Annotated in this window: 12 protein-coding genes and 2 pseudogenes; 7 read left to right on the forward strand and 7 right to left on the reverse strand. The window is 73.4% G+C overall.

Annotated features, from left to right (window positions below; genetic code table 11):
* The first annotated feature begins 50 nt into the window (after positions 1-50).
* Entirely contained in the window at positions 51-1199 is a 1149-nt protein-coding gene (locus tag B9S61_RS14120; RefSeq protein WP_103542567.1) for a YihY/virulence factor BrkB family protein, read from the forward strand.
* Between the two features lie 147 nt (positions 1200-1346).
* Here the strand turns inward: B9S61_RS14120 and B9S61_RS14130 are convergent, their stop codons facing one another.
* On the reverse strand, positions 1347-2189 hold the full coding sequence (locus B9S61_RS14130; protein WP_103542569.1) for an NmrA family transcriptional regulator: 843 nt from the start codon (positions 2187-2189) through the stop codon (positions 1347-1349).
* Between the two features lie 81 nt (positions 2190-2270).
* Between B9S61_RS14130 and B9S61_RS14135 the strand changes: the two genes are divergently transcribed.
* Positions 2271-3206 (forward strand): AraC family transcriptional regulator, encoded by a 936-nt coding sequence (locus tag B9S61_RS14135; RefSeq protein WP_103542570.1) that lies wholly within the window; start codon positions 2271-2273, stop codon positions 3204-3206.
* 10 nt (positions 3207-3216) lie between these two features.
* A complete protein-coding gene (locus B9S61_RS14140) occupies positions 3217-3903 on the forward strand; it encodes a helix-turn-helix domain-containing protein (protein ID WP_103542571.1) in 687 nt (228 codons plus the stop codon).
* Here the strand turns inward: B9S61_RS14140 and B9S61_RS14145 are convergent.
* Positions 3886-4287, reverse strand: a complete 402-nt coding sequence (locus tag B9S61_RS14145; RefSeq protein WP_103542572.1) for a VOC family protein — start codon at positions 4285-4287, stop codon at positions 3886-3888. The two genes, B9S61_RS14140 and B9S61_RS14145, sit on opposite strands and share 18 nt — an antisense overlap.
* Positions 4288-4565: 278 nt before the next feature.
* Here B9S61_RS14145 and B9S61_RS14150 point away from each other — a divergent pair, with 278 nt between their 5' ends.
* Positions 4566-5249 (forward strand): ThuA domain-containing protein, encoded by a 684-nt coding sequence (locus B9S61_RS14150; protein WP_103542580.1) that lies wholly within the window; start codon positions 4566-4568, stop codon positions 5247-5249.
* Here the strand turns inward: B9S61_RS14150 and B9S61_RS14155 are convergent.
* Positions 5224-6453 carry an MFS transporter gene (locus B9S61_RS14155; RefSeq protein WP_103542573.1) on the reverse strand — a complete coding sequence of 410 codons (1230 nt, stop codon included), beginning with the start codon at positions 6451-6453 and terminating at the stop codon, positions 5224-5226. The two genes, B9S61_RS14150 and B9S61_RS14155, sit on opposite strands and share 26 nt — an antisense overlap.
* Before the next feature lie 474 nt (positions 6454-6927).
* Here B9S61_RS14155 and B9S61_RS14160 point away from each other — a divergent pair, with 474 nt between their 5' ends.
* Positions 6928-8472 (forward strand): carboxylesterase/lipase family protein, encoded by a 1545-nt coding sequence (locus B9S61_RS14160; RefSeq protein ID WP_103542574.1) that lies wholly within the window; start codon positions 6928-6930, stop codon positions 8470-8472.
* A 17-nt stretch (positions 8473-8489) separates the two neighbouring features.
* On the opposite strand, the pseudogene B9S61_RS14165 reads toward B9S61_RS14160, so the two are convergent.
* The 3 genes and pseudogenes from B9S61_RS14165 to B9S61_RS14175 form a co-directional block, all read right to left on the reverse strand.
* Positions 8490-8612: pseudogene (locus B9S61_RS14165) on the reverse strand (DUF664 domain-containing protein); the annotation flags it as partial.
* Positions 8609-8995, reverse strand: a pseudogene (locus tag B9S61_RS14170) (DNA alkylation repair protein); the annotation flags it as partial. The pseudogenes B9S61_RS14170 and B9S61_RS14165, both read right to left, overlap by 4 nt.
* 164 nt (positions 8996-9159) lie before the next feature.
* The gene (locus B9S61_RS14175; protein WP_103542575.1) at positions 9160-9909 is read right to left on the reverse strand and encodes an SDR family NAD(P)-dependent oxidoreductase; all 750 of its coding nucleotides are present in this window, start codon (positions 9907-9909) and stop codon (positions 9160-9162) included.
* 127 nt (positions 9910-10036) lie between these two features.
* Here B9S61_RS14175 and B9S61_RS14180 point away from each other — a divergent pair, with 127 nt between their 5' ends.
* Positions 10037-10471, forward strand: a complete 435-nt coding sequence (locus B9S61_RS14180; RefSeq protein WP_103542576.1) for an Rrf2 family transcriptional regulator — start codon at positions 10037-10039, stop codon at positions 10469-10471.
* A 21-nt stretch (positions 10472-10492) separates the two neighbouring features.
* Here B9S61_RS14180 and mmuM read toward each other — a convergent pair whose 3' ends face one another.
* Positions 10493-11401: a homocysteine S-methyltransferase gene (gene mmuM / locus B9S61_RS14185; protein ID WP_103542577.1), complete on the reverse strand. Its 909-nt coding sequence runs from the start codon at positions 11399-11401 to the stop codon at positions 10493-10495.
* A gap of 57 nt (positions 11402-11458) precedes the next feature.
* Here mmuM and B9S61_RS14190 point away from each other — a divergent pair.
* A partial coding sequence (locus B9S61_RS14190) for an AAA family ATPase (protein WP_374936210.1) occupies positions 11459-13520 on the forward strand: 2062 nt, incomplete at its 3' end.

A 13520-nucleotide genomic window follows, 5' to 3' on the forward strand; every position in this document is an offset into this window, starting at 1 on the left:
GATCCCGCCTCCGGGTGAGTGCGACCAGGCACGACGGATACCTTTGGTCCGTGCAGCCAGCAAGTGAACCCCCAGACGAGCCCTCCGGCCGCCTCCACCGGGCACGGGCCCTCTACCGGAATGTCTCCAAGCGCAGGACCGCCTGGCTGCTGCTCAAGGACACCGTCAATTCCTGCATGGAGTACCGCATCCTGGGTCTGGCGGCCGAGGCGGCGTTCTTCACGCTGCTGTCGGTGCCCCCGCTGCTGCTCAGCATGATCGGCCTGCTCGGCTACGTCGACGCCTGGACCGGCGCCGACACCATCCAGAGCCTGCAGCGCAACCTCCTCGACGCCTCCCGCACGGTCCTCTCCGACCGGGGCGTGAGCCAGATCGCGGAGCCGATCCTGCGGGACGTGACCAAGGGCGGCCGGCCCGACGTGATCTCCCTGGGCTTCCTGATCGCCGTGTGGTCGGGCTCCCGCGCGGTGAACGTCTTCATCGAGACCATCACCGTCATGTACGGCCTCGACGGCGTCCGGGGCATCGTGAAGACCCGGCTGCTGGCCTTCCTGCTGTTCATCGTGGCCCTGCTGATCGGCTCGATCGCGCTGCCGCTGATGGTCGCGGGGCCGGACGCGGTCGTGGAGATCGTGCCCTGGTCGACGACGCTCGTCCAGATCCTGTACTGGCCGGTCGTGATCCTGCTGTCCGTCGCCTTCCTGACCACGCTCTACCACGTCTCCGTACCCGTGCGCTCGCCCTGGATCGAGGACGTGCCCGGCGCGCTGGTCGCCCTCGGCATGTGGGTGCTCGGCAGCTTCCTGCTGCGGATCTACCTGACCAACACCGTCGAGGGCCCCACCATCTACGGCTCCCTCGCCGCCCCCGTCGCGGTCCTGCTGTGGATCGGGGTCTCCGCGTTCGCCGTGCTCGTCGGCGCCGCCGTCAACGCGGCGATCGACCGCGTCTGGCCGGCCGCCGCGACGGCGGCGGCCCGCGAGGCGAACGAGCGGCTGCGGCAGGCACAGGTCGCCGAGTACGTCGCCCGCACCGCCGCCACGGCAGGCGAGGCGGATCCCGACCCCGACATGCCCTCCGAGTTCCCCGAACGCTGGTCCCGCTTCCTCCCCCCGGAGGACGTCACGGCCCGCCTGCGCACCCACGCGAAGCCCCCCCACCCGAAACACGACGACCCCCCGCTCTCCGAGGAGAAGTGACCCGTTCCAGCCCTTCCGTCAGCCCCTCTGGGGGGTCCCCCCTTTGGGGGAGTTTGAGGAGCGGGGGTCCGGGGGCAGCGCCCCCGGGGGGCGGGACGGGAAGGGGCGGCGGGGGCGAATCAACCAGGCAACACCCCCCGCCCCGGCTCACACCGCCCACGTTCCGGCCGCCGCCCCTTCCGCCACGAAGTCCCCGAAGTCCCGCGGCTCGCGGCCCAGCACCTGCCGCACCCCGTCCTCCACGTGCGCGTTACGTCCGTCCAGCAGGGTCGCGAACACCCCGGTGAGGAACGCGGCCTCCTCCGGCGGAACCCCGAAGCCCACCAGCGCCTCGCCGTAGTCCTGGACCGGCACGGACCGGTAGGCCAGCGCCCGCCCCGTCGCCGCCGCGATCTCCGCCACCGCCTCCCGCCAGGTCAGCAGCCGGGGTCCCGTCACCGTGAGCGTCCGCCCCGCATACCGCTCCCCGCCCGTCACCGCGGCCACCACCACCTCCGCTATATCCCGTACGTCCACGAACGGCTCCGCCACCTCACCCGCGGGAAACACCAGTTCCCCGCGCAGCATCTCGTCCAGCAACGGCCCCTCGCTGAAGTTCTGCGCGAACCAGGCGGCCCGTACGACCGTCCAGTCCGCGCCCGACGCACGCAGCGCCTCCTCGGTGGGCAACGCCTGGTCCTCGCCCCGCGCCGACAGCAGCACCAGCCGCCGCACCCTCAGGCCCAGCGCCACCCCGGCCAGCTCACCGACCGCCTCCGCCGTCCCCGGAGCGCCGACATCGGCGGGGTGCGCCAGATACGCCGCGTCCGCCCCGCGCAGCGTGTCCGCCCAGGTCGACCGGTCCTCCCAGTCGAAGCCGGTCGCCCGCGACGCCGCCCGTACCGTCAGCCCCGCCGCCTCGGCGGAGCGAGCCACCCGGCTCCCGGTACGCCCCGAGGCACCCGTGACGACCAGGGTCATGTCCTTCGCACTCTTCACGTCATCCGTCATGCCACCGAGTCAACTCCGGTACGGCGCACGCGACCATCGTCGAACGGCTCATCCCCATAGGCCCGCGTCTACGCTGACCTCATGGACGCACTCACCGGCCTGCTCGAAGGCCCCCGGGCCCGCGGCGCGTTCATGATCCGCGCGTGTTTCGCCCCGCCGTGGGCGGTCCGCGTGGAGGACCGCGCCCCGCTGACGGTGATGCTCCTCGTCCGCGGCCGGGCGTGGATCGTGCCGGACGAGGCCGGACGCCTCCTGATGAGCCCCGGCGACCTCGTCATCGCGCGCGGTCCGGCCCCGTACACCTGCGCCGACGACCCGGGAACGGCCCCCCAGGCCCTGATCCTCCCCGGCGGCGAGTGCCACTACCCCGACGGACGGCCCCTGAACGGCGTCATGGACCTCGGCGTCCGCACCTGGGGCGACCGCCCGGACGGCGCGACGGTGATGCTGATCGGCACCTACCAGATGCGCGGCGAGATCGGCGGACGGCTGCTGGACGCGCTGCCGCCACTGCTCTCCCTCACCGCCGAGGTGTGGGACTGCCCGCTCACCCCCTTCCTCATGGAGGAGATCGTCCGCGACGCACCCGGTCAGGAGGTCGTCCTGGACCGGCTGCTCGACCTGCTGGTCATCGCGGCGCTGCGGACCTGGTTCGACCGGCCGGAGGCGGAACCGCCCGCCTGGTACCGGGCGCGGGCGGACCCGGTCGTCGGTCCGGTCGTACGGCTGCTCCAGGACGATCCCGCCCACCCGTGGACGGTCGCCGGACTCGCCGCGAAGGCCGGTGTCTCCCGCGCCGCGCTGGCCCGCCGCTTCACGCGGCTCGTCGGCGAACCCCCGATGACGTACCTCACCGGGTGGCGCCTCGCCCTCGCCGCGGACCGCCTCCACGACACCGACGACACCATCGGCGCGATCGCCCGCCAGGTCGGTTACGGCAGCGCCTTCGCTCTGTCCACCGCCTTCAAACGGGCCTACGGCGTCAGCCCCCAGGAGTGGCGGACCCGCCCGGCGTAACCTGGACGACGTGTACAGGGAGCGGGCGTCACGGCTGACGGGCGCGGTCGTGTGGACCAACTCGCCCTCCGGCAGCGGGGAGGGCAGAGTGCTGCCCGACGGCTGCATGGACCTGCTCTGGAAGGAGGGCCGGCTGCTGGTCGCCGGCCCCGACACCCGGGCGCACGTCACCGGGGGGCCGCCGGCCACCTGGACGGGCATCCGCTTCCCTCCCGGCACGGCGCCCGCCCTGCTGGGCGTCCCCGCCCACGAACTGCGCGACCGCCGCGTCGACCTGGCCGACCTGTGGCCCGCGGCGGACGTACGCCGCCTCACCGACCGGGTCGACGCGGCGGACGACCCGGTGCGCGGCCTGGAGGACCTGGCCCTGCGCCTGGCAGCGGAGACCGCCCCGCCCGACCCCCTGCTCGGCCGTCTCGTGGCGGCCCTCGCCGAGGGCCGCCCGGTCGCCGCGACCGCCGACGAACTGGGCGTTGGCGCACGCCAGTTGCACCGCCGTTCCCTGACGGCGTTCGGCTACGGCCCGAAGACCCTGGCCCGCATCCTCCGTCTGCGCCGCGCCCTGGCCCTGGCCCTGGCGGGCGTCCCCTTCGCGGAGACGGCGACCCGCAGCGGATACGCGGATCAGCCTCATCTCGCGCGTGACGTACGGACGTTGACAGGGCTGTCGCTGAGCGAGCTACTCGTCCGCCGGTAGTGGGGCGAACAGGTCCACGCCGTTGCCGTCCGGGTCGAGGAGGACGGCGTAGCGCTGTCCCCACACCGCGTCCCACGGCTTGAGTTCGACACGGCTGCCCGCGTCGACCATCTCCGCGAACAGGGCGTCGACCTCCGCCGGACTGTCACACCGCAGCGCGAGCGAGGTCCTGCCCCCGCCCGTCGGCGGCTCGAACCCCGTGTGGAAGGACCGGACCACCTCCTCCGTGTCCATCATGAACCGCAGCCCGCCCGGCAGTTCCGCTTCCACATGTCCCTGTGTCTCGGCCCCGTCGGGGAAGGCGAACCCGAGCCGCCGGTAGAAGGCGACGGAGGCGGCCATGTCCGAGACGACCATTCCGATGGCATCGAATCGTGCGCTCATGCGCCCCACCGTAGGGCCGGCCCGCCGGCCGGGTCTTGAAGGAATCGGACACCGGCCGGACCGGATCCGCGGGGTATCTGGCCCACCGGGTGAAGGACGCACTCGGCACGGTCGACGGCCTGTTCATCAACGCCGGCGTCACACGCCCGACGCCCTTAGGGTCGACCACCGAGAAGGAGTACGACGAGCTGTTCGACATCAACGTCAAGAGGACACGGCGCCGGGGCCGCGACGCCCGGCGCACGCGCGCGTCCGGAGCCCGCCGTAGGCTCCGGCGCATGACCGCCCCCGCCCTCCTGGTCTACACGCGCACAACCGACTACCGGCACGATTCCATTCCGGCCGGCCTCGCCGCCCTGCGCGGCCTCGGCGCCTTCGACGTCGAGGCCACCGAGGACCCCCGGGCCCTCGAGGCACCACTCGGCCGGTACGCCGCCGTCGTCTTCCTCTCCACCAGCGGCGAGGTGCTCACCCCGGCCGGACGCGAGCGGCTGGCCGGGTACGTAGAGGAGGGCGGCGGGTTCGTGGGCGTACACGCCGCCGCCTGCACGGAGTACGACTGGCCGTACTACCGCGAGCTCCTCGGCGCCCGCTTCGACCGGCACCCGGCCCTCCAGCCGGGGCGCGCCGTCGTCGAGGACCACGACCATCCGGCGACCCGGCACCTGCCCGCTGTCTGGGAGTTCACCGACGAGTGGTACGACTTCCGCACCAGCCCGCGGGCCGGCGCCCGGGTCCTCGTCTCGGCCGACGAGTCGTCGTACGAGGGAGGCGGAATGGGCCCCGACCACCCCCTGGCGTGGTGCCGTGACCAGGGGGCCGGCCGGGTCTTCTACACCGCGCTCGGGCATGCCGCCGAGGCCTACGGCGACCCCGCCTTCCGCGCCCACCTGCGCGGCGGGATCAGCTGGGCGGCGGCCGGGGCGGGGGAGCGGGTCAGTCCGGGAGGTGGGCGGCCTTGACGACCCTGCCGGCTTCCGCCGGGGTCCCGGTGCCGGACGCGGTGGTCACCTCGGAGCGGCCGCCGTCCCGGTTCAGTATGCCGCCCGTGACGGCGAGGCCGAGGCCGGCCACGGCGAGGACGGCGCCGACCAGGGCGGGCGAGGTCCAGCCCCAGCCCGCCGACAGGGCCAGACCGCCGAGCCAGGCGCCGCCCGCGTTGGCCAGGTTGAAGGCGGAGTGGTTGGAGGCCGCCGCCATCGTCGGGGCGTCCTTCGCCTTGGCCATGAGCAGCATCTGGACGGGCGTGGTGATGAGGGAGCCCAGCGCGCCGATGAAGGTGATCGTCACCAGGGCGGGCCAGAGGCTGTGGACGGTGAAGGAGAACGTCACCAGCGCCGCGGCGAGCAGGGCGAGCCCGGCGTACAGCGTCGGGCGCAGGGCGCGGTCGGTGAGCGGGCCCGCGATCAGCGTGCCGAGCGTCATGCCGACGCCGTAGAGCGCGAGGACCAGGGTGGTCGAGGCGTCGGAGATGCCCGTCACGTTGGTCAGGATGGGCACCAGGTAGCTGTAGACGGCGAAGAAGCCGCCGAATCCCACCACGGCGACGGCCAGACCGATCGCGACCTGCCGGTTGCCCATCGCCCGCAGCTCGCCCCGGACACCGGACTGCCCGCCGCGGGGCTGGTGGGGGACGAAGAGGGCCAGCGCGGCGAGCGCGACGAGGCCGATGACGGCGATCGCGACGAAGGCGGACCGCCAGCCCAGCTGCTGGCCCAGGGCGGTGCCGGCGGGGACGCCGACGATGTTCGCGACGGTGAGTCCGAGGAACATCCTCGACACGGCGCGCGCGGCCCGGCCGGGGGCGACCAGCCGGGAGGCCACGACGGCGCCCACGCCGAACAGCGCCCCGTGCGGCAGCCCCGTCAGGAAACGCGCGCCGAAGAGCAGACCGTAGGTGGGGGCGAGCGCGGACGCGACGTTGCCGACCACGAACAGCCCGGTCAGGAGCAGCAGCAGCCGTTTGTGGGGTATGCGCGCGCCGATGCCCGTCAGCACGGGGGCGCCGACGACGACACCGAGCGCGTAGGCCGAGACGAGGTTGCCGGCGTCCGGCACGGAGACGCCGACCCCGTCGGCGATCTGGGGCAGCAGCCCCATGGTGGCGAACTCGGTCGTGCCGAGACCGAACGCGACGACGGCCAGGGCCAGCAGAGCCAGGGGCATGGTGCGGGAGAACCTTTCGAAGACAGCGGGCCGGGATCGAGGGAGGGGAATGACCGAGGCCGTCGGTCGTCCCCGGCTCTCGTTTCCGGTCGCGCTGAGCACCATTGCCCGGCGCACCCCGGGACAGGGCAGGCCCATGGACGGAGTGAGCCCATAAGGAGTGCAGCAAGAACGCCGGGCCGCGCATTCCAAGATCGGGGCGCACATCACCGTGAGCTGTGTCACGGGGAATCGGCCGGGGACGTATCCGGCGGCGCAGGCACGGGCCATCGGAAACCCACGTAGCACCGGACGGGAAACGAGGGGAAAGCCCTCCTTGCCGGAGGTCCGGCACACCGGGCTGGGAAGAACTCTCACACGGGACAGGAATACCGATGGGCGCTGGGGTGCTCTACGTGCTACCGGTGGGTTCGGGCCGACGGCCCGACCGCGGGGCCGGTGCGTGAGCACAGCGCGTGAAGGGCTGGTGGGCACATGACGGCAGGCCGGGAGAACCCCGTGGTCAGGACTCCGTACGGCGCCGTGGGCGGCCGCTGGGAACGCGACGTCGCCGTCTTCCGGGGCATTCCCTACGCGGCACCCCCCTTCGGCCCCCGCCGATTCCGCCCGCCCGTCCCCCCGGAACCCTGGGACGGTGTGCGCGACGCCGGCGCCTTCGGCCCGACGGCCCCGAAACCCCCGTACTCCGAGGCCTTCGCCTCGTACCTCTCCGACCCGGAGATCCCCGGCGACGACTGCCTCAACCTCAACGTGTGGACCCCGCACCCGTCCCCCGTCCCCCGGCTCCCCGTGCTCGTGTGGCTCCACGGCGGAGCCCTGACCAGAGGATCCTCCGCCGTCCCCGTCTACGACGGCCGCACCTTCGCCCGCGACGGCGTGGTGTTCGTGTCACTCAACTACCGCCTGGGCGTCGAGGGCTACGGCCTCTTCCCGGACGCCCCCGCCAACCCCGGCCTGCGCGACCAGCTCGCCGCCCTCCGCTGGGTCCACGAGTCGATAGCCGCCTTCGGCGGCGACCCCGCCCGCGTCACCCTCGGCGGACAGTCCGCCGGAGCCATCAGCGCGGGCGCGCTCCTCGCCGCTCCGCAGGCGCGGGGCCTGGTCCGCCGGGCGGTCCTGCAGAGCGGCCCGCCCGAGACCACGGACCGGGAAAAGGTACGGCGCATGGTCCGCCGCATGGCCAACCGCCTGAGGATACCCGCCACCGCCGAGGCCTTCGCCACCGCCGACCGCGGCCGACTCCTCCGCGTCCAGGCCGACATCGGCCGCCTCAGCAGCCCGATACTGGGCGGCCCCGCCTTCGGCGTCGTCGTCGACGGCGACCTCGTCCCGCGCGACCCCCTGGAGGCACTCACCGACGGCGCCGCCCCCGGCGTCGACCTCCTGACCGGCTGGACCCGCGACGAGTACCGCCTCTGGCTGGTCCCCGGCGGCCTCCTGGAACGCGTCGACCGCCTCGGCACGGTCGCCCTGGCCGGCGCGATGGCCCGCTGCCGCTGCGGCAGCGAGGTCCCGCGCGGCTACCGCACGCTGCACCCCGGCGCCGGCACCGCCGAGACGGTCGGCCAGATGGTCACCGACCACCTGCTGCGCGCACCCCTGCACCGCGTGGCCGACGGCCGCGTGGACCCCTCGTACGTCTACGAGTTCGCGTGGCCCTCCAGCCGCCCCGGCATGGGTGCCTGCCACGCCCTGGAACTGGGGTTCGTCTTCGACAGCGGCGACGAACCCGACGCCCGCAAACTCGCCGGCGAGGGCGCGCCGCAGGAACTCTCCGACGCGATGCACGGTGCCTGGGTACGGTTCGCCACCGACGGTTCGCCGGGGTGGGAGCGGTGGGACGCCCACCACCCGGTGCGGATCTTCGGCGACGGTGCCCCGCACACCGTGCAGGGCCCGCGCGACCGCGAACTCGCCCTGTGGACCGCCCCGGAGGCCTCCGCCCCCGCCCAGCCGCCCCCCGAAATCCGCTCGGTGGTCCGCCGTCTGCGCCGCACGGGCGCCCTCCGCCGCAACTGAACCGCCCGGCAGTCCCGTTACTGCCCCACACGCCCGTCGACGCACTCACGCAACAGGTCCGCGTGCCCGCAGTGGCGGGCGTACTCCTCGACCCGGTGCACCAGCAGCTCCCGCACCGCGATGCCTTCCTTCCCGAGCCGGCGCTCGCGACCACCGGATCGGGATCCACGAACCAGGCGACGCACAGTTCCCCGCCGTGCGGGCTCTTCTTCACCACGTAGTTGACGAGCCAGTCCTGCACCTTGGGCGTACGCGCCTCACGCAGCATGCCGTCCAGCTCGCCGCGCTCGAACGCCTTCGGCCGGCAGATCAGCAGCGCCAGCAGCCGCGCCGAGGTGTCCCCCGTCCCCCAGAGCTGCCGTGCCAGTTCCTGCTGCGTCCTCAACCGCTTCCCGACCGCCCGCAGCTTGCCGAGGTTCACCCCGTGATCGTCACCGTGCTTCTCGTTCACCGCGCGGACCTTCGGGTCCTCGAGCGCGGCCGGCTCGGCCGTCACCTCGGTGAGTGTCGTCGTCCCGGCCACCTCGGCATCCTCTCTCTCACCTACGAGTCTCAGCGTATGACGCCGGCCTGGCCGGACGCTGCGGGAGTCGCCGGGTGACGTCCCCATGACCACGCCTTGTCGCGGTCGTCGGCGGTGCGCGCCCCGAAGGCGCGATGTCCTTCGGGGCGCGCAGGCGGTCCCGTTCAGGCGTTGTAGCCGCCGTGGGCGTCCAGCACCGCGCCCGTGACGTACGACGCGGCGGGGCTCGCGAGGAAGGCGATCGCTGCGGCGATCTCGTCGGGGTGCCCCATGCGCTGCAGGGAGAGCAATCTGACCAGGACTTTGAGGGTCTCGGGGTCCGGCGGTTGCATGCCGCCCTCCATCAGTCCGGCCTCCACGACGTTGGCCGTGATGTTCCGGGGCCCGAGGTCCCGTGCGACGCCCATGGTGTACCTCTCGATCCCGGACTTGGTCGCCGAGTAGTCGGCAAGGCCGGGGGTGCCGACCCGGGAGCCCAGTCCGGAACTCACCGTGATGATGCGGCCGCCCGTGCGCAGCACTCGGGAGGCGGCCCGGATGACGGCGATCACGCCGAGGTAGTTGGTGGCGTGCATCCGGTCCAGGGCGGCGGTGTCGGCGTCCGGGTCGTCCACCGTGCCGGCCACGGAGATCGCCGCGTTGTTGACGAGGATGTCCAGGCCGCCGAAGTGCGCCACCACGTCGTCGATCAGCGCCGGCGCCCGGCTCGTGTCCGCCTGGTCGGACTGGAAGGCGACGGCCTTGGCTCCCTTGCCGTGCACCTCGTCGACGACGGCCTGCGCCTGCTTCTCGGAGCTGACGTAGGTGAAGGCGACGTCTGCGCCCTGCTCGGCCAGCAGTCGTACGGTCGCGGCTCCCAGTCCGCGCGACCCCCCGGTGACCAGGGCGACTTTGCCCATGAGTGGCTTGCTCATTCTTCTCACCTCGTTGATTGACCCTTCCTGGCAGTCGCAACGTTAATTGTTACGACCACCTGTCGCAACTTTCGCTGTTACGACCGCACTGTCGTAACATGAAGCATTGCGACCGGGAGGAGGGGGCATGAGTGCCAACAGCAGGTTGACCATCGCCGCTCACGCGCTGGCCTGGATCGGTCTCTACCAGCGCCGGGGGCATGAGGTCGCCACCTCCGAGCAGATCGCGACCAGCGCGAACACCAACCCCGTGGTGATCAGGCGGCTGCTCGGCGAGCTGCGCAGGGCCGGGCTCGTGAAGTCCCGGCGGGGCGTGGGCGCGGGCTGGTCGCTGGCGCGTGAGCTGGAGTCGATGACCCTGCTCGACGTGTACGAGGCAGTGGAACCCGGCCCGCTCTTCGCGATGCACCGCACCACCCCGGACCAGGAATGCGTGGTGGGTCACGGCATCCAGCCGGCGATGCGGGGCATCTACGAGGGCATCGAGGAGACCCTGAGACACGAGCTGGCCCGCGTCACGCTCGAGAACGTACTCCGGGACGTACTCGCGGCACCTCGCTAGCCTCCCCGTTGCGCCCTGACCTCACCAAGAGAGCGTGCCCGCGACCGACGAGATCGTCTCCGGCCCCACTCGGCAACAGCCCCCGATCAGCCGGGCCCCCGACTCCCGCCATCCCGTGACGCGTGAGGCGGTGAAGGTAGGGGTGCCGGTCCAGTTCCGGGCCCTCGCGTCCCACTCCTCCCCGCTGTTGGGGTAGACCACCACCGGTTTGCCGGTCACGCGGGCGGCGAGCGCGACCGCGTGGTCGGCGTCCTCCGGTGTGCAGCAGTTCACGCCGACCGCGATCACCTCGTCCGCCCGCGCGGCCGGCGCGAACGCGTCCTCCAGGGGCTGGCCCGCCCGGGTACGGTCGCCGGCCGCCGAGTAGGAGAGCCAGGCGGGTACGCCGAGGCCGCGCAGGGCGCGCAGCAGGGCCTCCGCCTCGTCCGTGTCGGGGACGGTCTCCAGGGCCAGGACATCCGGAGCGGCTGCCGCCAGGACCTCCATGCGGGGGCGGTGGAAGCGTTCCAGCTCCGTGACCGACAGGCCGTAGCGGCCCCGGTACTCCGAGCCGTCCGCGAGCATCGCCCCGTACGGGCCGACCGAGGCCGCCACCCAGAGGGGTCGGGAGGTCCGGGAGCGCCGGGCCGCCGTACGGGCGCATTCGACGCTCAGCGCGAGGAGCGCGGCCGCCTCGTCCTGACCGGTCCCGCGCCGGGCGAAGCCCTCGAACGTCGCCTGGTAGCTCGCCGTGATCGCGACATCCGCGCCCGCGTCGAAGTACGCGAGGTGGGCCGCCGTCACCGCCTCCGGGTCCTCGGCGAGCAGCCGGGCCGACCACAACTCGTCGCTGAGGTCGTGCCCCGCCGACGCGAGCTGGTTCGACATGCCGCCGTCGAGGACGACCGTGCCGTCCGCGAGTGCCTCGGCCAGGGAGGGAGTGCCGCTCATACCGACGACGCTAGCCGCCCCCTCGGTCACGGCGCGCCGTGCGGCCCCTGTGGGTGGATGCTGGGAGGACGCACAGCCGTGGCTGGAGAGAGAACAGGGGCGGTGGGTGCCGTGACCAAAGTCGATGGACAAGGGGCGGAGGCGGCCTCGCGGAGACGGTTCGTCGACCCGCACGGGGACCCGTTTCTGCGGACGAGGTTCGCCGTTCCCGCGCGTCCCGTGACGTTCCTGCCGCGCCCCCGGCTGACCCGGCACCTCGACGAGGCTCTGCGCACCCCGCTGACCATGGTCAACGGGGCAGCCGGGGCCGGGAAGAGCCTGCTGGTCGCCGACTGGGTGAGGCACCTGGACCGGCCGGGCGGACCGCACGTGGCCTGGCTCACCACCGACGCCGTCGGGGACGCGCCGGGGATGTTCTGGGCGTACCTGTTGCAGGCCCTGCGCGTCGCCGGTGTCCCGCTCCCCCCGGACGTCGGGTTCCCGGCGGACGCGAACCGGCTGAGCCCCACCCTGCGCACCCGGCTCGCCGCGGGGCTGAGCGCCGGAGAGCGGCCCGTGGTCGTCGTGCTCGACGAGTTCGACCGGGTGACCTCCCCGGAGATCGCCGAGCAGCTGGAGTTCGTACAGCACCACGCCCGGCCGGGGCTGCGGCTGGTCCTCGTGACCCGCACGGAGCCGCTGATGCCCCTGCACCGCTACCGGGCCGCCGGAGAGCAGACCGAGATCAGGGGCGCGGAGCTGGCCTTCACCCCCGGCGAGGCGGAGCGGCTGATGGAGCTGCACGGGCTGCGGCTGACCCCGGCCGCCGTGGGCGCCCTGGTGGAGCGGACCCGGGGGTGGGCCGCCGGGCTGCGGCTGTCCGCCCTGGCGGCGGGGGAGAGCCCGGATCCGGAGGTGTATCTCAAGGAGTTCGAGGCGGACCGCGGCGCGATCGCCGATTTCCTGCTGGCGGAGGTGCTCAAGCGACAGGACGCCGCGACGCAGGATCTGCTGCTGCGGGTGAGCGTGCTCGACCGCTTCTCTTCCGGGCTGGCCAACGCGGTCACCGGGCGCGACGACGCCGACGCCCTTCTGGTGCGGCTGAGCCGGGACAACGCCTTCGTCGAGCACGTCGGGCACGGGCTGTACCGGCTCCACCCCCTGTTCGCGGAGATCCTCCGCGCCCATCTGCGGATGCGCCGGCCCGGTCAACAACCCGGGCTGCACCGGCGGGCCGCCGGGTGGCTGCGCCGCTCCGGGGACCTCGCGGAGGCGCTCGGGCACGGCGCCGCCGCCGGAGACTGGGAGTTCACCGCCGGTGCCCTGGTCGACGACCTGGCCATCGGGCAGTTCTTCACCGGACTGCGTTCCGACGCGGTGGCCGGGCTGTTCTCCCGGATGCGGTGGGACAGTGCCGGGCCCGCCCCGGAGCTGGTGCGGGCGGCCGGGCGGCTGGCCCGGTGCGAACTCGACGCGGGGATGAGCCATCTGCGCCGCGCCCAGGACGAACTGGGGGAGTACGGCGGCACGGCGGGCGGGTCGGCCGCCCGGCTGAGCTGCGCCCTGCTGGAGGCCCTGGCCGCGCGGCTGGCCGGTGCGCCGGACCGGGCGGAGGACGCGGCGCGGACGGCCGGGGAACTGTGGGACGCGGTCCCCGCCGGACTGCTGGACCGGCACCCCGAACTCACCGCGCTGCTGTTGGACCATGTGGGCTCCGCGCGGCTGTGGGCCGGGCGCTTCGAGGAGGCGCGGGAGGCCCTGTCGAGGGTGGCGGACTCGGCCCCGGGCGCGGCCACGGCACTCCCGCGCGAGGACTCACTCGGCGGACTGGCGTTGATCGACTATCTGGACGGGTGGCTCGACCGGGCCGAACGCAGGGCCCGCGAGGCTCTCGCGGAGACGGAGCGGTTCGGTCTGCCCCGGCCGTCCGGTTCCGGTGTCGAACGGCTCGTCCTGGCCGCCGTCGCCGTGGAGCGCGACGAGCTGGGACGGGCCCAGGCCCTGCTCGACTCGTCGGCCGAGTCGCACCCCGCGATGCGGGACCCCGTACGGGAGGCCGGACGCGCCCTGACGACCGCGCGGCTGCACCTGGCGCGCGGAGACCCCGGCGCCGCGCTGATGGCGGTGGAGGCGGAAGTGC

Source organism: Streptomyces sp. SM1, from assembly GCF_002910825.1.
Lineage (GTDB): Bacteria > Actinomycetota > Actinomycetes > Streptomycetales > Streptomycetaceae > Streptomyces > Streptomyces okerensis.